The organism is Pseudonocardia autotrophica (genome assembly GCF_003945385.1).
Classification (GTDB): domain Bacteria; phylum Actinomycetota; class Actinomycetes; order Mycobacteriales; family Pseudonocardiaceae; genus Pseudonocardia; species Pseudonocardia autotrophica.
Window position 1 is genome coordinate 3,983,298 of record NZ_AP018920.1, and the last position, 19,179, is coordinate 4,002,476.

The following is a 19,179-nucleotide window of genomic DNA, read 5'->3' on the forward strand; positions in this document are numbered from 1 at the left end:
CCAAATAGTGAGATTCATGCCGCAACAATAGGCTGTACGGGTGAACTCCAACTACGATTACTGAAGTCAGCCTTGACTTACCCGGCGGTCGTGGACAGCATTCCGAACGTCGCCGACCACAACCATTCACAGTGGAGTGCCCCGTGTCCCGCAATTCGTCGAGTACGCGCGTAATTCTCACCTGTGGTGCGCTCGGGGTTGCCCTCGGAATCGTCCTGGTGCCGGCCAACCTGGTCACGATCGCCTTCATGGCGACGGCCCCGTTGCTGGTGCTGTCGCTGATGGGCGTCTGGCTGCTTCCGCCACTGGCGGCACTCGCCCTGCTCCGCCGTCCCGGTGTCGGCCTGCTCACCAGCGTGATCGCCGGCCTGGTCACGGTGCCGCTCACGCCGTTCGGCTGGATGGGCCTGTTCCAGGGCCTGCTGTGGGGTGTGCTGTGCGAGATCCCGTTCGCCCTCACCCGCTACCGCCGGTGGTCGGCATGGCTGTTCACGGGCACCGGCCTGGTGGTCGCGGTGATCGGCCTGATCCCGACCTACACGACCTACGGGCTCGACCAGATGGCCGTCCCCGTCATGCTGCTCGCGGTGGTTCTGACCATCGCGAGCTGCGTCCTCGCCGGGTACCTGTCGGTGCTTCTGGCCCGGGCGCTCGGGCGCACCGGTATCGCTCCCGCTCCGCGGGTCCGCGCCACCGACGCTCCCGCTTGACCACGCGGCCGGGACACCGCCCGCGGCCGGCCGCCGGGCCCGGTTCCGACGACGTGCTGGTGCGCGCCCGCGGGGTGCGGGTCCGGCACGAGACGGCCGAGAGCTGGCGGCCGGACGGGGTCGATCTCGACGTCCGGCCCGGGGAGGTCGTCCTGCTGCTCGGCCCCTCCGGATGTGGCAAGTCGACCCTCTCGCTCGCGCTCGGGGATCTGGTGCCGCGCAGCGTCCCGGCCGATCTCGAGGGCACCGTGGTGCTCGGGCCCGCCCCGGACGGCGGCCCGCTGCGGGTCGGCATGGTGTTCCAGGACCCGGACGCCCAGGTGGTCACCGGCACCGTGTTCGACGAGGTCTGTTTCGGTCCGGAGAACCTGTGCCTGCCGGTCGACGAGATCGAGCGGACCGCGCACGCGGCGCTCGCCGCGGTCGGGCTGACCGGCCGGGAACGCGACGATCCCGGGGTGCTGTCCGGTGGCGGGCGCCAGCGCCTCGCCCTGGCTTGCGCGCTGGCACTGCGTCCGCGGCTGCTGGTGCTCGACGAGCCGACCGCGAACCTGGACCCGCATGCCTCGGTCGAGCTGTACCGGCTGGTCGACCGGCTCCGCCGGGATCCGTCGGGTGAGCTGGGGGTGCTCGTCGTCGAGCACGAGCTCGACGACGTCGTGGAGATCGCCGACCGGGTCGTCGTGCTCGACGGCGCCGGCAGGCCGGTCACCGACGGCGGGACCACCCGGGTGTTCCGCGAGGAACACGAGCTGCTCGCCGGGCTCGGGGTCTGGCTGCCGACCGCGGTGCAGCTCGCCCGCCGGCTGTCCGCCGCGGGCGTCCGGTTCGACCCGCCGCCGGTCACCCTCGGCGAGCTCGCCGACGGGCTCGCCGGCCGGCCGGACGTCCGGCCCGTCGCGGCGTCCCCCGGCCGGGTCGCCGCGACGACCACACCCGCCACCGGGAAGATCGGCACACCCGCCACCGGGAAGATCGACGGAGAGGATCCGGCATCTCCGATCGTGCGGGCCCGGGATCTGACGGTCGTTCCCGGCCGGGGCCGCGAACCGGTCCTGCGCGACGTGTCGCTGACCGTCGCGGCCGGTGAGATCCTCGCCGTCGCCGGGGTGAACGGGGCCGGGAAGACCACCCTCGCGCAGGCGCTCGCCGGGGTGCGGCCGCCACCGCCGGGAACCGTCGACGTGGCAGGGCTCGACGTCGGCCGGGCCGGTCCCCGCGCCGTCGCCGCGGTGGTGGCGTTCGTCTTCCAGAACCCGGAGCACCAGTTCCTCGCCCCGACCGTCGCCGACGAGCTGGCCCACGGATTGCGCGTCCGGCACACCGAGCCGGACGAGGTGGATCAGCGGGTCGCCGCCGCGCTCGACCGGTTCGGCCTGGGCCGCTACCGCGGCCACAGCCCCTGGCTGCTCTCGCACGGCGAGAAGCGACGGTTGTCGGTGGCGAGCGCGCTGATCACCGGGCCCCGGGTGCTGGTGCTCGACGAGCCGACCTTCGGCCAGGACCGGGCACGCGCCACCGAGCTGATGGCGCTGCTCTCCGAGCTCAACGCCGATGGCACCACGGTGGTGATGGTGAGCCACGACCTGCAGCTGGTCGCCGAGCACGCCGGGCAGCTCGCGGTGCTGGCCGATGGCCGCCTGCTCGCGCACGGCCCGACCGGCGAGCTGCTCACCGACGACCGGTTGCTGGCGGCCGCGGGACTGCGGCCACCGCCGTTGCGCAGGCTCGCCGGCGCACTGGCCGGGCGGAATCCGGCGTGGGCGCGGGTGTACCGGACCGCAGACCTTCCGGGACCGGGACGGGACCCCGCCGGAAACGGGCCGGTGCTCCGGACGGATGCCTCGGCAGGGCCCCCGCGAGAGCCCGGAACGGGGCCCGCATCAGGACCGACCGGGCCGAGAACCGGGCCCGCGGCAGGGCCCGCGGGAGAGCCCGGAACGGGCCCCGGCCGGTGACCGGGATCGGGTCGGCGCCGCGGCCCGGCTTCCTGCGCCGGGTCAACCCGCTCGCCAAGATCGCCGGACCGCTGCCGGCGATGGCCTACCTGAGCGTCACCCGGGACCCGTGGGTGCCGGGTGTCCTGCTGGTCGCGGCGGCGCTGCTCGTCGTCGCGGGATCCGGACTCGGGCCGCGCAGGCTGGGCACGGGGCTGCTGGTCGGGCTGCTGCTCGTGGGCACGCTGACCGTGAGCTTCACCCTGCTCGCCGGCGGTGCCACGGTCGACGCGGATCCGTCGACGGTCGCGATCGGGCCGCTCGAGGTGCGCGCGTCCGCGCTCTACGCCGGGCTGTCCACCGCACTGCGGATGACGGCGCTGATGGGGCTCACCCTCGTCGGCGGCCTCACGACCGATGCCACCGACCTGGTGCGCGCGCTCATCCGCACGCTTCGGGTGCCCTACCGGTACGGGTACGGGGCCATCGCGTCGTACCGGTTCGTCGGCCGCTTCTCCCAGGAGCTGCACGTCATCCGAGCGGCGCACCGGGCCCGCGGGGTCGCCGACCGCAATCCGGTGCGCCGGGCGGGCCGGATGGCGGTCCCGCTGCTCGCCGGCGGGATCCGGCACGCCGAGCGGGTCGCCGTCGCGATGGACGCGCGCGCGTTCGGCGCCCACCCGACCCGCACCGAGCGGCGGATCGTGCGGTTCCGCCCGTCCGACGCGGTGTTCGTGCTCGCCTGCTGGGCGTTCTCGGTGGCGACGGTCGTCGTGCTGGATCGTCAGGGACTGGTCGCGCCGCTGGTGTTCCTGACCTGAGCCGGGTCGTCCCGGAGCACGGTGAGCCCGGCGATCGTGGTGTCGACCACGAACCGGTAGTAGGTCTCGTGCGCCTCGCCCGAGCCGGACGCGAACATGCGCAGCAGCGTCGAGTCGAGCACCGCGATCCCGGAGTTCCCGGCCCCCGCGGCGCGCAGCTCGCGCAGCGCCGTCCCGTGGTCCCGCGGGCCGTCGCCTTCTTCGGCGAGCCGTTCGTCGGCCACCGCCAGCGTCATCACCGCGTTGTTGAACAGGGTGGCGAACGCCAGACCCACCGCGTCGCCGAACCCGGCACGCTGCAGCGCCGCGATCCCGGTGTCGATCATCGGCATGATCGCCGGGAAGGTCGGGCCGTGCAGCAGCACCCACTTGGCCGTGCCGGGGTAGCGGCGCAGCGGCTCACGGATCGCCAGCAGCATCTCCCGGAACCAGGCGTCCCACGGCAGGTCGCCGGGCGGCGGGCGGAGCCCGGCCAGTGCCTCCTCCACCACCCGGCGGAGCAGACGGTCCTTGCTCCCGACGTGATGGGTGATCACCGAGACGGTGACGCCGAGCCGATCGGCGAGCTCGCGCAGCGACCAGCCGAGCAGGTGGCCGCGCCCGGTGAGGTCGAGCGCCTCGGCGACGATCCGGTCGGGCGTCAGCCCCAGGTGGTACGGCGTACCGGCCGCACGTCGGGCCATCAGGTGCACTTCCTTCCGCGGTGGTCCGGCCGCCCCAGTCTGCCGTACCACCGGCGCTTGCCCGGCGAGGTGAGGGCACACTAAGGTTCGATTAGAACAGCGTACGAATACGAAGGTGGGTGGCCGTGTCCGGCACCGTCACGTCCCCGGCCCCGGCGGTCGATCTCTTCGCGCCGGTGCGGTCCCGGATCGGCGCGATCGTCGGGCTGGCCGCCGTCGGCGCGGCGGGCACGGTCGTGCCGCTGGTCGCCGTCGTCGAGCTGGCCCGCACGCTGTGGCCCGCCGTCGAGGGCCTGCCCGTCGACACCGGCCGGGTCTGGGCGATCGTCGCCGTCGCCGCCGTCGCGTTGCCCGCCTCGTTCGCCGCGACCTGGGGTTCGATCATGGTCGGCCACCTGGCCGACGCCCGGCTGCAGCGCGACGTGCGCACCCGCCTGCTCGACCTGCTCGGCAGGCTCCCGCTGGGCTGGTTCGGCAGGCGCTCGTCGGGCTCGGTGAAGAAGACCGTCGAGAACGACGTGTCCGCGCTGCACCACATCACCGGGCACGCCGTGCACGACCTGGTGGTCGCCGTCGTCGTACCGGTGCTGTCGCTGGTCTACCTGTTCGCCACCGAATGGCGGATGGCGCTGGCCTGCCTGGTCCCGCTGGTGCTGACCATCGTGCTGTACGCCGCGATGATGGCGGGCAGCCGGGACCAGCTGGTGCGCTACGACGAGTCGGTCGAGCGGCTCAACTCGGCCACCGTCGAGTTCGTGCACGGCATCGCGGTGGTCAAGAGCTTCGGGCAGGGGCGACGCAGGCACGCCGGCTACGCCACGGAGACCGACCGGTTCCTGCGCTTCTACCGCGGTTGGATGGGCGAGACCGCGACGATGCAGACGCTGGTCGAGGTGGTCACCGCTCCGGCGGTCGTGCTCGCCTGGCTCGCCGGCAGCGGCGCCTGGCTGGTCGGCACCGGCACCGTCGCGCCGGTCGACGTGCTGCCGGCGCTCGTGCTCGGGCTCGGGTTGACAGCACCGCTGCTCCAGCTCGGCTACACCGGCCAGTCGATGCGCGGCGCGCTGCAGGCCCGCGACTCGGTCGTCCGGTTCCTGCAGCAGCCGGTCCAGCCGCAACCCGATCGCCCGGTCCAGCCGGTCGGGTCGGTCGTCGAGTACGCCGGCGTCTCCTTCGGCTACGACGACACCCGCCGGGTACTGCACGACATCTCGCTGACCTGTCGCCCCGGCACCGTCACCGCGCTGGTCGGGCCGTCCGGTTCCGGTAAGTCCACCCTCGCCCGGCTCCTCCCCCGATTCCACGATGTCGACGACGGCCGGATCAGCGTCGGCGGTGCCGATGTCCGCGACGTCGCGACCGCCGCGCTGTACGCCGAGATCGGTTTCGTCCTGCAGGACGCGCACGTGCTGCGGACCACCGTCCGGGACAACATTCGGCTCACCCGGCCCGACGCCGACGACGAGCAGGTCGAGCAGGCCGCCGTGGCCGCCCGGATCCACGACCGGATCCTGCGGCTGCCCCGCGGCTACGACTCGGTGATCGGCGCGGACGCGCACCTCTCCGGTGGCGAGCAGCAACGCCTGACCATCGCCCGTGCCCTGGTCACCGACGCGCCGATCCTGGTGCTGGACGAGGCGACCGCCGCGCTGGACCCGGACTCCGAGGCTGCCGTCCAGGACGCCGTCTCCGCGCTGGCGGTGGAGCGGAGCCTGCTGGTCATCGCGCACCGGCTGCACACGGTCACCGGGGCGGACACCATCCTCGTCCTCGACGGCGGCCGGATCACCGAACGCGGCACCCACGACGAGCTGCTCTCCGCCTGCGGGACCTACCGGGACCTGTGGGTACGCCAGGAACGCGTCCGCGAGCGCTCACCGGAGCCGGTGGTCTCCGGCGAGCCCGGCGCCGCCGGGGTGAACCGGTGACCGCCGTGGCACGCCGCCCGCGTTCGCTGGTCGGCAGGCTGGCCGCGCTGGTGCCCCCCGCGGTCGCCGGGCGGCTGCGGCGCCTGCTGGTGCTGTTCGTGGCCTGTGCGGTGCTGCAGGGGCTCGCCTTCGTGCTGCTGGTCCCCTTCCTCACCGCCCTGTTCGAGGGCGACCGGCCGGGCACCCTCCACTGGACCGGCTGGCTGGTCGCCGTCGGGGCCGGGTACGCGGTGCTCGGTGCGGTCGCCGGGAGCCGGGCCAGGTCCGCCGCGGCGGAGGTGCTGGCGGCGCTGCTGGAGCGCTTCGGCGACCGGCTGGCCGAGTTGCCGATCGGGTGGTTCGTCGCCGCGGACCGGACCGGACGGGCCGCCGACGTCGCCACCCGGGGGCTGGTCTTCATCGCCGCGACCACCTACGTCATCGTGCAACCGCTGGTCAACGCCCTGGTCACTCCGGCGACCGTGCTGATCGGCACCGCGTTCGTCGAACCGCGCATCGCGCTCGTCCTGCTCGTCGCGGCGCCGGTCGTGTGGCTGACCTACCGGGTGATCGCGGCGAGCTCCGCGCGAGCCGAGCAGGAGCACACGGCCGCGGTCGCCGACGCGTCCAGCCGGATCGTGGAGTACACCCGCCACCAGCCCGCGCTGCGCACCGCGGCGGACAACCGGATCGCCCGTGGGCTGCTCGACGAGGCGATCGGCCGCAGGCACGCGTCCGCCCGGCGGACGCACCTGAGCACCGGCGGCGCGGCTGCGCTGTTCGCCGTGGTCGTCCATCTGTCGGTGGTCGCGGTCCTGGTGACCGGGGTGTGGCTGACGCTGGGCGGTTCGCTCGCAGTCCCCGCGCTGGTCGGGCTGCTGGTGCTGACCGTGCGCTTCACCGAGCCGATCGTGAACTCCGGTGTGCTGGGCGCCGGTGTCGCCGCCGCCCGGAACACCCTCGACCACCTCGACGAGCTGGTCGACGAGCCGTCGCTGCCGGAACCGGACGGCGACCCGCCGCGCCCGCAGGGCCACGAGGTCCGGTTCGGCCGGGTCCGTTTCTCCTACGACGGCCCGGCCGTGCTCGACGACCTGTCCTTCACCGCGCCGCAGGCGGCGCTGACCGCGGTCGTCGGACCGTCCGGATCGGGCAAGTCGACGATCGTCCGGCTGCTCGCCCGGTTCTACGACCCGGAAGCCGGGTCGGTGTCGATCGGCGGCGTCACGCTGCCGGAGCTCGGCAGCGCCCGGGTCACCGAGCTGGTCGCACCGGTGTTCCAGGATGTCTACCTGTTCGACGGCACCGTCCGCGAGAACATCCGGCTCGGCCGCCCGGACGCCGACGACGACGCGGTTCTCGCGGTGGCCCGGCGGGCCCGGGTCGACGAGATCGTCGCCCGGCTGCCCGAGGGCTGGGACACCCCGGTCGGCGAGGGCGGGGTGCTGCTCTCCGGCGGCGAACGGCAGCGGGTGGCGATCGCCCGGGCGCTGCTGAAGGACGCCCCGGTCGTCGTGCTCGACGAGGCGACGTCGGCCCTCGACGCCGAGAACGACGAGGCCGTCGGCCGCTCGCTCGACGAGTTGCGTCGCGACCGCACCGTCGTCGTGGTCGCCCACCGCCTGCAGACCATCCGCACCGCGGACCGGATCGTGATGCTCGACGGCCGCGGCGGCGTCGCCGAGCAGGGCACCCACGACGAGCTCGTCGGGCGGGGTGGGCCCTACGCCCGGTACTGGCGGACCCGGCAGCAGGCCGTCGGATGGCGGTTGACCGGGTCCCGCGGGAGCGCGCCGGGCCCTGGCTGAGGCCCCGGACCGACGACTCGGCCGATCCGGTGTCGCGTGCAGCACAGCCCGGTCGTCGAGCTGCGCGGAAGGCGGCGGCGTCCCCCGTTGTTGTGCAGAGGGTCCGGCCGTCGCGACGAGAGGTGTACCCGTGTCCCTGCCCCTGCCGTTGCCACTGTCGATACTCGATCTGGCCACCGTCGCCAGGGGTGAGACCGTGGCCCAAGGTCTGGAGGCCAGCACCACGCTCGCGCAGCGCGCTGAGCAGTGGGGGTTCCGGCGCATCTGGTACGCCGAGCACCACAACATGGGATCGATCGCGTCCGCGGCGACCAGCGTGCTGATCGCGCACGTCGCCGCGCGCACCGAGCGGATCACCCTCGGTTCCGGTGGGGTGATGCTCCCCAACCACTCGCCGCTGCAGGTCGCCGAGCAGTTCGGCACCCTCGCCGAGCTGCATCCCGGACGGATCGAGCTGGGACTGGGCCGCGCTCCGGGCACCGACCAGGAGACCGTCCGCGCGCTGCGCCGCGACCCGCGGGCGTCCGAGAGCTTCCCGCAGGACGTCCAGGAGCTGCAGGCCTTCCTCGGCAGCGAGACCCTGGTGCCGAACGTCAACGCCTATCCGGGCCGCGGAACCGGTGTCCCGCTGACCATCCTCGGTTCCTCGCTCTACGGCGCCCAGGTCGCCGCTGCCCTCGGCCTGCCCTACGCGTTCGCCTCACACTTCGCCCCGGACGCCCTCGAGCAGGCCGTCGCGCTCTACCGCCGGGAGTTCCGGCCGTCCGCCCAGCTCGCGCAGCCGCACGTGCTGGCCGGGGTGAACGTGATCGCGGCCGACACCGCGGAGGAGGCGCAGGTCGTGTTGCAGGAGACCCAGCGCGACCGGGTGCGGCTGCTCACCGGCCGTCGCGGGCGTTCGCTCACCGACGCCGAGGTCGACGCGGTGCTCGACGGCCCCGCCGGGGACCAGGTCCGCACGATGACCCGCTGCAGCGCGGTCGGCACACCCGACACCGTCGTCCGCGAGCTCGGCGAGTTCCGCGCCCGGGCCGACGCCGACGAACTCGTCGTCACCGTTCCGGCGCCGCGCCGGGAGAGCTGGTGGCGCAGCTGGGAGCTGCTGGCGACGAAGGTCCAGGGCGGGAGCTGAACCGCGACCGGCCGCCCCGGGCACCGTCCGGTGCGGCCGGCCGTCACCCGCGGGCCCCGCTCCACCATGACGACCATCGCCCGCGCGGACGCGGGCGGTCGTCGCGTGACCGCCGGTACGAACGTGCTCGATCCAGGACACGACCGGCGGCCTCTCCCCGGCATCCCGCGGCGCCGGAGCCGAACTTGTGTCAAGCTCGCTGTACATGTAAAACTCACTGGACATGTACAACGAGCTGTACACATGGGAGACGGCCATGATCGACGACGCACCCACCCGCTGGGGCCGTGTCCGCTTCGGCCGGGGGACGGTGCCCGCGATGCGGCTGGCGGCTCCGATCGGAGCGCTCCTCGCCGCCGGGTTCGGCGTCGTCGCGGTGCTGTCGGACGCGGCGGGCCCCCGCCCCCTGGTGGGCGGCACCGTCGTCGCGCTGGTCTCGTTCGCCGGGCTCACCGGTCTCGTCTGGGCGATGCTGGTGGACCGGCGGACGCTGCGCGGCGCGACCGATCGTCCCGAGGAGTCGGTGGAGACCGTGTGGTTCGATGCCGCGGCCCGCGGCGCCTTCACCGACACCCTGATCGTCACCGGCATCGCCCTGGCGCTCCTCGCGGTCACCGGTGCCGACATCCCGGCGATCGCCGCGCTGACCGGCACCGTGGTGGTCGCGCTGACATCGGTGTCGGTGCGCTACCTCGTCGCCCGCCGGCGGGGATGACGGTGCGGAACACCCTTCCCGAGTTGCGCCGCGAGCACGGCTGGTCCCAGCAACGGCTGGCCGACGAGCTCGGCGTCACCAGGCAGACGATCATCTCGATCGAGAAGGGGCGCTTCGACCCGTCGCTGCCGCTCGCGTTCCGGCTGGCGGCGGTGTTCGGCCGGGCCATCGAGGACATCTTCAGCCCGGACCCGGATCCGGCCGGGTCCTGAGCCGCTCAGCGCGCGGGCTCCCCGGAGCGGTCGGTGAGCCGCAGGCCGTTGATCCACAGCCGGGTCAGCACGGTGACCAGCTCCTCCAGGTCGGCGCCCTCCCCCACCAGCTGGTCCATCGCCATCCGGCTGACCATCCCGGAGAGCGCGTAGGACGCCTGCAGCGGATCGATGCCCGGATCGGCCTGCCCGCGCTGCTGCAGCTCCGCGATCCGCCGCGCGTTGCGCTCGGCGAACGCGCGCCCGCGGCGGCGGCGCAGCTCCCGGAACGCCGGATCGACCGCGGCCACCTGATGCATCAGCGCCATCAGCTTCGCGTTCCGCCGGAAGGCGACGAGATAGGCCCGGTTGCTCGCCTCGATCACGGCCGCCGGATCGTCGTCGTCCGCGACGTGCGGCATGCCGGGGTGCAGCATGTCGTCCTGTGCGGCCTCGAGTACGGCGGCGAAGATCTCGTCCTTCCCGGTGAAGTAGGTGTAGAAGGTCCCGATCGAGCAGCCGGCCTCGGCGGTGATGTCGCTCAACCGGGCCGTCAGGTAGCCGTCGCGCTCGAAAACCGTCCGGGCGGCCGCCACCAGCGTGGCCCTGGTGCGGGCGCCGCGGCGGGTCGTCGGCTCCCGGATCCCCGAGGTGTCCGCGATCGGCGGAACCTCGTCGGCCGGTCCCCCGATGCGGGCAGCGCCGGCGTCGCTCATGCCCGTGCCCGGCCTGCCACCGGTGCGGGGCCCATCACTTCGGCCCGACGTGCGCGGCAGCCATCAGCGCGCCCCGGCGGACGCGACGCGGCGCAGCTCCATCCGGGCGATGGTGCGCTTGTGCACCTCGTCGGGGCCGTCGGCCAGCCGCAGCGTGCGCTGGTGGGCGTAGAACGCGGCCAGCGGGAAGTCCTCGGTGACGCCGGCGCCGCCGTGCACCTGGATCGCCCGGTCGATCACCCGCAGCGCGACGGCCGGGGCGGCGACCTTGATCGCCGCGATCTCGGTGCGCGCCTCCCGGTTGCCGACGGTGTCCATCAGCCAGGCCGCCTTCAGCGTCAGCAGCCGGGTCATCTCGATGTCGATCCGGGCCTCGGCGATCCAGTCCTGGACGTTCGACCGCTCGGCGACCGGGCTGCCGAAGGTCACCCGCTGCTGGGCCCGGGCGATCAGCAGGTCCAGGGCCCGCTCGGCGGCGCCGATCGAGCGCATGCAGTGGTGGATCCGGCCGGGTCCGAGCCGGGCCTGGCTGATCACGAAGCCGTCGCCCTCGCCGGCGAGCAGCGCGGACCTCGGCACCCGGACACCCTCGAAGAGGATCTCGGCGTGCCCCTCGCGGTCGAGGTAGCCGAACACCGGCAGGGCGCGCACGACGGTGACGCCCGGCGTGTCCAGTGGCACGACCATCATCGACTGCTGGCGGTGCGGCGCGGCGTCGGGATCGGTCTTGCCCATCACGATGAGCACCCGGCAATTCGCGTGCAGCGCGTTCGAGGCGAACCACTTGCGGCCGTCGAGCACGTAGTCGTCGCCGTCGGCGACCATCCGCAGCTCGATGTTGGTCGCGTCCGAACTCGCCACGTCCGGCTCGGTCATCGCGAACGCCGAGGCGATCTCCCCGGCCAGCAGCGGCTGCAGCCACAGCTCCTTGTGCTCGTCGGTGCCGAAGAGTTCCAGCACCTCCATGTTCCCGGTGTCCGGGGCGTTGCAGTTGGTCGCCTCCGGGGCGAGCAGCGGGCTGCGGCCCATGATCTCGGCCAGCGGCGCGTAGTCGAGGTTGCTCAGGCCGGGTGCGCCCCAGTCCGGGCGTTCGTGCGGGTGGAACAGGTTCCACAGGCCCCGGCTGCGCGCCTCCGTCTTGAGCTCCTCCAGCACCGGCGGGTGGAAGTTCGGGTTCCCGGACGCCGCCATCTGTTCGGCGTAGACCGGCTCGGCCGGATAGATGTGCTCGTCCATGAAGGCGAGCAGCCGATCGCGGTACTCGACGGCGCGCGGGCTGGGGGCGAAATCCATGGGGTGTCTCCGTCGGGTCGTGGTGGCGCCGGTCAGGCGAGGCTCTGCTGGTAGCGCCGCATCCCGGCGAGCCAGCGGTCGTAGTCGGCGCCCTTGCGCCGGTAGAACTCCAGTACCTCCGGATGCGGCAGCACCAGGAACCGCTCGTCGCGCAGCCCGTCGAGCAGTGCATCGGCGACGTCCAGCGGATCCAGCACGCGCCCGGCACCGGTGACCGCACGCAACGCCTGCGACAGTGCCCCGGCATCGGCCCCGGTGCCGGACCCGGCCCCGGTACCGGTGTCCGACCCGGATCCGCCGGCGCTCGGCTCGCCGCGCAGCATCGCGGTGTCGACGCCCATCGGGCACAGGCAGCTGACCCCGATCCCGCGGTCGCCGTAGGTGACCGACAGCCATTCGGCGAAGCCGACCGCGGCGTGCTTGGTGACCGAGTAGGTCGGCGACCCGATCTGTGTCAGCAGCCCGGCCGCCGACGCGGTGACGACGAAGTGCCCCCGGCCGCGTTCCAGCCAGCCGGGCAGCAGCAGCCGGGCGGCGCGGACGTGCGCGAGGACGTTCACCTCGAGCGCAGCGGTCCACTCCGCATCCGGGGCGTCGAGCCCGGCACCCGGGCCGATCCCGGCGTTGGCGACGAAGAGCTCGACCGGCCCGAACCGGCGCTCCGCATCGGCGAGCAGCCGGGCGAGATCGGCCTCGTCCGCGCAGTCACCGACGTGTCCGGCGATCCGGCCCGGGGCGATCGACTCCAGCTCGTCGACGACCTCGGCGATCCGGCCGGTGTCGAGATCGGAGACCACCACCCGGCAGCCGTTCTCCACGAGTCGCCGGGCGATCGCGCGGCCGATGCCGCCCGCCCCGCCCGTGACGGCCGCGACCTGCCCCGTGACGTCCATGCGTTCCCTCCGGCGGATCGGGGAGCCGTCGGTGGCGCCCCTCGCCGGCGGACGCTAGTTGAATCCGTGCTCAGGTTCAATTGTGCGGTGCGACGTCGGATCAGCCGGTGAGTCCGTGCTCGCCGAGGTCCGGCACGATCTCGTCGACGATGAACCCGGCGAGCGGTGCGGCCACCCCCGTCTCGGCCGCCAGCGAGCGCGCCAGCTGGAGATCCTTCGCCCACATCGCCACCATCCCGGCCCGCCCGGTGGTGTATTCGATCTCCTGCTGACGGATACGACCCCAGTTGTTGCTGACCCAGCTGGCGCCGACCCGGCCGTCCTCGACGACCCGCAGGACGTCCTCTCCGAGCCCGGCCGCACGTGAGATGGCCAGCGCCTCGCGCACCAGTGCGACGGTGCCGGCGGCCAGGTAGTTGCTGATGATCTTGGCGCTGACCCCCGCCGACACCTCGCCCAGGTGCGTGACGTCGCGCGCCATCGCCTGCAGAACGGGCCGGACGTCGGCGACCGCGTCCACCGCGCCCCCGACCATGAACGTGAGGTCCCCGGCCGCAGCGGCAGCGTCACCGCCACCGGTCATCGCCACGTCCACCAACCGGACCCCCCGGGACCCGGCGACCTCCGCCATCTCCCGGACGAAACCGGGTGACACCGTGCTGTGGATCGCGACGACGCAGCCGGGACGGGCCGTGTCGACCACACCCTGTGCTCCGGCGTTCCCCAGCAGTACCTCGCGCACCTGCGCCTCGTCGAACACGGCAACGCAGACGACGTCCGCCTCGGCCGCCGCCACGGCCGCGCCGTCCGCCCCGGTGGCCCCGAGCTGGACGAGCTCCTCGACGACATCGGCTCGTACGTCGGTCACCGTGGTCGGGATCCCGGCCCGCACCAGGTTCGTCGCCATGCCGCGACCCATGTTCCCGAGGCCGACGAAAGCTACCCGCATCTGCCACTCCTTCGAGTCGACGTGGGACGCCCGGAACCGAGGGCCGGCCGGGCTCCGTGGAGTCCGCCGGTGGGTCCTCACGCACCGTTGACCCCAATCCCATGGTGATGTTAAGCATAATCATAATATTCCTGCAATACACTGGAGGTACGGTGCTCACTCGACGAGCTCGCCGGCTGAGGATCACCGCCTGGTCGGTCGGCGCTCTGCTGCTCGCCGGTTGCGCCACGACCGGATCGGCGCCATCGGCCGCCGATCCGGTACCCGCAACGGTCCGGATTTCGACAGTGGGTCAGCACCTGGCGGCGTACACCCCGCTCTGGGCCGCGGCGCCGGAGCTGGCCGAGGTGGAGCGCAGGTTCGGCACGACCATCGAGTACCCCTCGTTCGGCAAGGGATCCGATGCCTTGACGGCGGTGCTCGGCGGATCCGCGGAGATCTGCAACTGCCTGTTCCCCACCGGCCTGCGCGCTGCGGCCCAGGGGCAGAAACTGACCTACACCGCCAACTTCTTCATCGGACCGGGAACCGTGCTCGTCGCGGCCGCACGGCACGAGGCGCAGCGCGGAACCGACCTCGCCCGATTCGACGGCGCAGCCTTCGGCTACTCCTCGGAGGGCGGTTCCGACCAGCGGAGCCTGGCCGCGGCGATCGACCACGCCGGCCTGGACTGGAGCCGGCAGAACGGGATCGCGGTCGGCTCCATCGCCGGCTACCTCCCCGCCCTGGAGAGCGGCCGGGTCGATCTGGCCATGATGGACGCGACCTCGGCCGCGCAGGCCGTCCGCGACGGCGTCGGGTACGTCGTCCTCAACACCAACGACTACGACGCCTTCGCCCCGGTCGGCGGCGCCGTCCCCGGTTCCGGGCTGCTGTTCTCCGATGCCTTCCGCGACGCCCATCCCGAGCTCGCCCAGGAGATCGTGACCGCGGTGGTCGCCGGTCTCAACCGGGTCCGCGCCGAGCAGGACGCCGACGCCGTCTACGACGTGCTTCCGCCGGAGTTCCACGCCGCCAATCCGGACCGCGACGCGTTCCGGGCGCAGTGGGCGCTGATCCGGCCGAGCTTCGAGGCCGCCGACGGCACCATCGGGGCGGAGACCCTGCGCGACGCCACGGCCCGGACCTTCACCGATGGCGCACCGCCGGCGACCGACACCGAGGGCTTCGTCGACAACGAGCCGGTCGAGCGCGCCTACGCCGACCTCGGCATACCGCGGCCGGACGCCGCGTCCCGGTCCTGACCCCGAACCCACGGCCGCGACCCGCCGCGGGGCGCTCCGATCCCGCGGCTCGTGCCGACACCACCCCACCCCGACGAACGTGGAGAACCTCATGAACAGCAGAGTGACCGTGGCCGCCGTCGGCGACGTCATGGTGAACCGCCCGGACCCGGCCGGCGTCTTCACCCTGGTGAAACCGGTGTTCGACGCCGCCGACATCGTGTTCGGCAACTGCGAGTCGGTCTACGCGAGGAGCGGTTCGACGAACCCGGCGACCCGCGGCGAGGTCCGGGCCGATCCGGTCAACGTGATCGGTCTGACGCACGCCGGATTCGACGTCATGTCGTTCGCCAACAACCATCACCTGGACTCGGGCTACGACGCGTTCTTCGAGACGATGCGCCACCTCGACGACGCCGGGATCGTGCACGCCGGGGCGGGCCGGAACACCGAGGAGGCGCGCCGCCCCGGCATCGTCGAACGACACGGCGTCACGGTCGCGTTCCTGAGCTACTCGACGGTCATGTTCCCCGGCTACGAGGCCGGACCGGACAAGCCGGGATGCGCCCGGATCTCGGTCGCGACGCACTACGCGATGAGCGCGCCCGAGCAGCCTGGGTGCTCGGCGGTCGTCCGCACGTTCGTCGAGCGACCGTCCCTGGAGATGGTCCGCGAGGACGTCGCCGCCGCCGCCGAGCAGGCCGACGTGGTGGTGTTCACCCCGCACTGGGGGATCCACTTCACCCCGGCGGTCGTCGCCGATTACGAGACCGAGCTCGCGCGGGCGGCCATCGACGCCGGCGCGGACGCGGTGCTCGGCCACCACCAGCACATCCTCAAGGGCATCCAGGTGTACCGGAACAAGCCGATCTTCCACGGCCTCGGCAACTTCGCCGTCGACACACCGACCGAGCACCTCAAGGGCGCCGCCGTCCGCGACCTGCAGAAGCACTCGTCCTACTCGGTGCGCTACGACCCGGAGTACCCGACGTACCCGTTCCATCCCGAAGCGCGTCAGACCGTCGTCGCCCGGCTCACCGTGGAGGACGGCACGGTGACCGGCGCGTCGTTCGTGCCTGCCTACATCGACCCGCAGGGCAGGCCCGAACCGCTCCGGGCGGGTGATCCACGGTTCGACCAGGTCGCCGGCTACCAGCAGGCGGTCGGCAAGGAGGTCGGGTTCGACACCGCGTTCGAGGTCGGAGACGACGAGGTCCGCATCCGGCTGAGCTGACCGGGCGTCCCGGGCACCTCCTGGGACCGTACGGCCGGGCCCGAGCGGCCGGTGGGGCGATCCACCGGCCGCTCGGTCGCGCGCGACGGCACCGGGCCGGTGCCGCGCGCCGTCCTCACCAGTCGACGGACCGCAGCACCAGCCGGCGCAGGTGCCGGGGGTTCGTGTCCACCGCACCGGAGCGCGCGTGCTGTACGGCGAGGTTGTCCCACACCACCAGGTCACCGTCGGTGTAGTGGTGCGAGTGGGTGTTGTCGTCGGCGTACAGCGCCGCGAACAGCGTCTGCAGCAGCGACTCCCCCTCCCCCGAGCTCTCGCCGTACTCCACGAGGTGGCTGGTGTAGAACTCGCTGACGAACAAGGCCTTCCGGCCGCTGTGCGGCAACGTGATCACCGCCGGATGGACGGCGTGCCGGACCTCCTCGACCGTGCGGCCCGGTCGCAGCTCGGTGATCCGCTGCCGGTTGGACTCGCCGTAGGGGTCCTCGAGATCGAGCATGTGGAACGCGGTCAGCTTGCCGACCTCCTCCTGCAGGTCGGCGGGCAGGCTCTCGTAGGCCCGCACCCCGTTCGCGAAGCTGGTCGGCGGCGACGTCGGCGAGACCTCCAGGGCGTACAGCGAGGTGCCGGCCCTGGGGTGCTCGCGGTAGGCGCCGTCGTTGTGGAACAGCAGCCGTGCGCTACCCGCCTCCGCGGCGTTCTCGACCTTCTTGTTGGTCATGAACTGCACCTGAGCGCCGTTGTCGAAGGTCTCCAGCGGGCCCAGGTACCTGATGAACCGGTCGTGGTCGGCGCCCGCCAGGTCCTGGCCGCGCACCACGAGCAGCAGGTGATCCGAGAACGCCTGCCGGAGCGTCCCGAGCTCCGCATCGCCGAGCGGCTCCGTGAGATCGACCCCACGAACCTCGGCACCCACGTTCCCGTCGAGCGGAACGATCTCCATCGATGTCTCCTCCCCTGCGTCCCACCGCACACCCAACGCGTCGGGTGCGGGTCACCGGCAGATGGTGGGCGCGATCCTCGGCCATGTCAACAGGCAGCCTGTTCACTTTCCCTGGCGATATCTCTTGCCCATCGAACCGGGGTGAGTAATTCTGTGCATAGTATTCGCACTGACTGCCGCACGCGGCGCAACGAGGGAGACCAATGAGGATCGGCATCGTCGGGCTCGGCAACATGGGCGCGCTGATCGCGGCAGCGGTGGTCCGCGCCGGGTTCGAGACCTACGTCCACGACATTCGCCCGGAGGCCGTCGACGCGCTCGTCGAGCTGGGTGCGCACGGCACCGCCTCGGTGAAGGAGCTCGCCGAGGCGGCCGACGTGATCGGAGTCGTCGTACTGGACGAGGCCCAGGTCCGCGCGGTTGCCGACGACGTCGCCGGCACCGGACTGCCGCGACATCTCGTGGTGCACAGCACGGTCACCCCGGCGTTCGTGTCCGATCTCGCCGAACAGCTCGCGGACATCGGCGTATCGGTCCTGGACGCTCCGGTCGCCGGTGGCCTGGCCAGGGCCCGCACCGGCGACCTCACGGTGCTGGTCGGCGGGTCCGCGGCCGACGCCGAACTACTCGCGGCCGTGTTCGACGCGTTCGGGCGCGAGGTCTTCCACGTCGGCCCGCCCGGCGCCGGTTCGGCAGCCAAGCTCTCGGTGAACTTCATGACGATCGCCGGCTACGCGCTGCAGATCGAGGCGATGAACTTCGCCAGGGCGCACGGCCTCACCGAGGACACTCTGAGCGCCGTCCTCAGCACCAGCAACGCGGACTCGCGGGCGGTGCGCACCTGGGGCGTGCAGGACCGGATGCGGCGCAACGTCCCCGCCGGGACCACACCGCCGCCACTGGTGATGCGCAAGGACCTGGGCGCCTTCACCACCGCAGCCGGGCGCGCCGGACTGGTCTCACCGCTGGCCGCGGTGGCCACCGACACACTGCTCACCCGGATCGGCGAACGTGACACCTGGCTGGACTCCAACGGCGGAGTCCCGGACGTTCCGCGGTGCACCGTGTGCGGGCAGGAGCTCATCCCACCGTTCCGCGCGGCGGGCGGCCACCCCGAATGCCTTCGTGGCTGACCCCCGCCCGTCGTTCGACCTGTCCGGCCGGACCGTGCTGATCACCGGCGGCAGCGGCGGCCTGGGATCGGCGATCGCCTGCGGGCTCGCTGCGAGCGGCGCGCGAGTGGTCGTCGCGGGCCGCGACGGCGACCGATTGGCGGACGTCGTCGCCCGGATCCGGGCTACGGGCGGGGAGGCCGTCGGCGTGCCGGTGGACATCACCCGCCACGACGAGCGGTCGACCCTCGTGGCGGCGGCGGTGGCGGAGTTCGGCCGGCTCGATGTCCTGATCAACAATGCCGGGGCCACCCACCGGGTCCCCGCGGTCGAACTGACCGTCGAGGCCTACCGGCGGCTGCACCGGATCAACACCGAGGCGGCGCTGTTCCTCAGCCAGGCCGCCCACCCGCACCTCTGCGCCACGGGCGCGGGCAGCATCATCAACATCCTGTCGATCGGAATGTGGAACGGCGGACCGCAGTCGCTGCTCTACCGCTCCTCCAAGGCCGCGCTGCACGCGATCACCATGGTGCTGGCCCAGGAGTGGGCGCCGGACCGCATCCGGGTGAACGCCGTCGCACCCGGCACCGTCGACGCCGGCATGGGTGCCGCGCTCGAGCCGCAGCGCCTCGCGGCCCAGATCGCTCGCACCCCGCTCGGCAGGCGCGGACTGGCCGAGGAGGTCGTCCCGGCGGCGCTCTACCTCGCCGCCGACGCGTCGTCCTACGTCACCGGCACGACGCTGCGCGTCGACGGCGGCGCGGTCTCCCGCTGAGCGGCGCAACCGGCCGCCGCTCTCCCGTCCGGCTCTCTTGACGCTTCCGGGTGAAAATACTAACAATATGCATACTTCGGAGATGCCGGCCGCTCTCCGGAGGTCTGCGTTCCCGACGACACCTGCTTCGTGCC

Annotated in this window: 18 protein-coding genes; 12 read left to right on the plus strand and 6 right to left on the minus strand. The window is 72.8% G+C overall.

The window, feature by feature from the left end; translation table 11 throughout:
- Positions 1-143 precede the first annotated feature (143 nt).
- Genes Pdca_RS36420 through Pdca_RS18545 form a run of 3 tightly spaced genes read left to right on the plus strand, consistent with a single transcriptional unit; the run spans position 144 to position 3,468 of the window.
- Positions 144-710, plus strand: a complete 567-nt coding sequence (locus Pdca_RS36420) for an ECF transporter S component (RefSeq protein WP_158092155.1) — start codon at positions 144-146, stop codon at positions 708-710.
- On the plus strand, positions 707-2,668 hold the full coding sequence (locus Pdca_RS18540; protein WP_197719761.1) for an ABC transporter ATP-binding protein: 1,962 nt from the start codon (positions 707-709) through the stop codon (positions 2,666-2,668). Before Pdca_RS36420 ends, Pdca_RS18540 begins: the two co-directional genes overlap by 4 nt.
- Positions 2,665-3,468: an energy-coupling factor transporter transmembrane component T family protein gene (locus Pdca_RS18545; RefSeq protein ID WP_085912837.1), complete on the plus strand. Its 804-nt coding sequence runs from the start codon at positions 2,665-2,667 to the stop codon at positions 3,466-3,468. The genes Pdca_RS18540 and Pdca_RS18545 overlap by 4 nt, the downstream gene beginning before the upstream one ends.
- On the opposite strand, the gene Pdca_RS18550 is transcribed toward Pdca_RS18545, so the two are convergent.
- Entirely contained in the window at positions 3,432-4,151 is a 720-nt protein-coding gene (locus tag Pdca_RS18550) for a TetR/AcrR family transcriptional regulator (protein WP_085912836.1), read from the minus strand. The genes Pdca_RS18545 and Pdca_RS18550 overlap by 37 nt on opposite strands.
- Positions 4,152-4,276: 125 nt before the next feature.
- On the opposite strand from Pdca_RS18550, the gene Pdca_RS18555 reads away from it, so the two are divergent.
- The 5 genes from Pdca_RS18555 (at position 4,277) to Pdca_RS18575 (ending at position 9,925) form a co-directional block, all read left to right on the plus strand.
- The gene (locus Pdca_RS18555) at positions 4,277-6,079 is read left to right on the plus strand and encodes an ABC transporter ATP-binding protein (protein WP_197719762.1); all 1,803 of its coding nucleotides are present in this window, start codon (positions 4,277-4,279) and stop codon (positions 6,077-6,079) included.
- Entirely contained in the window at positions 6,076-7,866 is a 1,791-nt protein-coding gene (locus Pdca_RS18560; protein WP_197719763.1) for an ABC transporter ATP-binding protein, read from the plus strand. The genes Pdca_RS18555 and Pdca_RS18560 overlap by 4 nt, the downstream gene beginning before the upstream one ends.
- A gap of 136 nt (positions 7,867-8,002) precedes the next feature.
- A complete protein-coding gene (locus tag Pdca_RS18565; RefSeq protein WP_373865486.1) occupies positions 8,003-8,998 on the plus strand; it encodes an LLM class flavin-dependent oxidoreductase in 996 nt (331 codons plus the stop codon).
- 223 nt (positions 8,999-9,221) lie between these two features.
- Positions 9,222-9,713 (plus strand): hypothetical protein, encoded by a 492-nt coding sequence (locus tag Pdca_RS18570; protein ID WP_197719764.1) that lies wholly within the window; start codon positions 9,222-9,224, stop codon positions 9,711-9,713.
- Positions 9,714-9,715: 2 nt separating this feature from the next.
- The gene (locus tag Pdca_RS18575; RefSeq protein WP_085912834.1) at positions 9,716-9,925 is read left to right on the plus strand and encodes a helix-turn-helix transcriptional regulator; all 210 of its coding nucleotides are present in this window, start codon (positions 9,716-9,718) and stop codon (positions 9,923-9,925) included.
- A 5-nt stretch (positions 9,926-9,930) separates the two neighbouring features.
- On the opposite strand, the gene Pdca_RS18580 is transcribed toward Pdca_RS18575, so the two are convergent.
- From Pdca_RS18580 to Pdca_RS18595, 4 genes are all read right to left on the minus strand, one after another.
- On the minus strand, positions 9,931-10,620 hold the full coding sequence (locus tag Pdca_RS18580; protein WP_085912833.1) for a TetR/AcrR family transcriptional regulator: 690 nt from the start codon (positions 10,618-10,620) through the stop codon (positions 9,931-9,933).
- A gap of 63 nt (positions 10,621-10,683) precedes the next feature.
- Positions 10,684-11,913: an acyl-CoA dehydrogenase family protein gene (locus Pdca_RS18585; RefSeq protein ID WP_085912832.1), complete on the minus strand. Its 1,230-nt coding sequence runs from the start codon at positions 11,911-11,913 to the stop codon at positions 10,684-10,686.
- Positions 11,914-11,945: 32 nt separating this feature from the next.
- Positions 11,946-12,806, minus strand: coding sequence for an SDR family oxidoreductase (locus tag Pdca_RS18590; protein ID WP_085912831.1), 861 nt, complete (start codon positions 12,804-12,806; stop codon positions 11,946-11,948).
- Between the two features lie 100 nt (positions 12,807-12,906).
- Positions 12,907-13,755, minus strand: coding sequence for an NAD(P)-dependent oxidoreductase (locus tag Pdca_RS18595; protein ID WP_085912830.1), 849 nt, complete (start codon positions 13,753-13,755; stop codon positions 12,907-12,909).
- A gap of 287 nt (positions 13,756-14,042) precedes the next feature.
- Between Pdca_RS18595 and Pdca_RS18600 the strand changes: the two genes are divergently transcribed.
- Both Pdca_RS18600 and Pdca_RS18605 read left to right on the plus strand, forming a co-directional pair.
- Positions 14,043-14,999, plus strand: coding sequence for an ABC transporter substrate-binding protein (locus Pdca_RS18600; protein ID WP_085912829.1), 957 nt, complete (start codon positions 14,043-14,045; stop codon positions 14,997-14,999).
- A gap of 91 nt (positions 15,000-15,090) precedes the next feature.
- Entirely contained in the window at positions 15,091-16,212 is a 1,122-nt protein-coding gene (locus Pdca_RS18605) for a CapA family protein (protein WP_158092154.1), read from the plus strand.
- A 115-nt stretch (positions 16,213-16,327) separates the two neighbouring features.
- Here Pdca_RS18605 and Pdca_RS18610 read toward each other — a convergent pair whose 3' ends face one another.
- A complete protein-coding gene (locus Pdca_RS18610; RefSeq protein WP_085912827.1) occupies positions 16,328-17,155 on the minus strand; it encodes a TauD/TfdA dioxygenase family protein in 828 nt (275 codons plus the stop codon).
- A 203-nt stretch (positions 17,156-17,358) separates the two neighbouring features.
- Here Pdca_RS18610 and Pdca_RS18615 point away from each other — a divergent pair, with 203 nt between their 5' ends.
- Together Pdca_RS18615 and Pdca_RS18620 are read left to right on the plus strand one after the other, a co-directional pair.
- On the plus strand, positions 17,359-18,288 hold the full coding sequence (locus Pdca_RS18615) for an NAD(P)-dependent oxidoreductase (protein ID WP_085912826.1): 930 nt from the start codon (positions 17,359-17,361) through the stop codon (positions 18,286-18,288).
- Positions 18,281-19,045 (plus strand): SDR family NAD(P)-dependent oxidoreductase, encoded by a 765-nt coding sequence (locus Pdca_RS18620; protein WP_158092153.1) that lies wholly within the window; start codon positions 18,281-18,283, stop codon positions 19,043-19,045. The genes Pdca_RS18615 and Pdca_RS18620 overlap by 8 nt, the downstream gene beginning before the upstream one ends.
- The last annotated feature ends 134 nt before the right edge of the window (positions 19,046-19,179 follow it).

What these genes read in the sequence shown, in the direction of transcription:
- Pdca_RS18550 (WP_085912836.1), bottom strand. Translation starts at nt 4,151, where the DNA reads ATGGCCCGACGTGCGGCCGGTACGCCGTACCACCTGGGGCTGACGCCC.
- Pdca_RS18570 (WP_197719764.1), top strand. Translation starts at nt 9,222, where the DNA reads ATGTACAACGAGCTGTACACATGGGAGACGGCCATGATCGACGACGCA.
- Pdca_RS18580 (WP_085912833.1), bottom strand. Translation starts at nt 10,620, where the DNA reads ATGAGCGACGCCGGCGCTGCCCGCATCGGGGGACCGGCCGACGAGGTT.
- Pdca_RS18585 (WP_085912832.1), bottom strand. Translation starts at nt 11,913, where the DNA reads ATGGATTTCGCCCCCAGCCCGCGCGCCGTCGAGTACCGCGATCGGCTG.
- Pdca_RS18590 (WP_085912831.1), bottom strand. Translation starts at nt 12,806, where the DNA reads ATGGACGTCACGGGGCAGGTCGCGGCCGTCACGGGCGGGGCGGGCGGC.
- Pdca_RS18595 (WP_085912830.1), bottom strand. Translation starts at nt 13,755, where the DNA reads ATGCGGGTAGCTTTCGTCGGCCTCGGGAACATGGGTCGCGGCATGGCG.
- Pdca_RS18605 (WP_158092154.1), top strand. Translation starts at nt 15,091, where the DNA reads ATGAACAGCAGAGTGACCGTGGCCGCCGTCGGCGACGTCATGGTGAAC.
- Pdca_RS18610 (WP_085912827.1), bottom strand. Translation starts at nt 17,155, where the DNA reads ATGGAGATCGTTCCGCTCGACGGGAACGTGGGTGCCGAGGTTCGTGGG.
- Pdca_RS18615 (WP_085912826.1), top strand. Translation starts at nt 17,359, where the DNA reads ATGAGGATCGGCATCGTCGGGCTCGGCAACATGGGCGCGCTGATCGCG.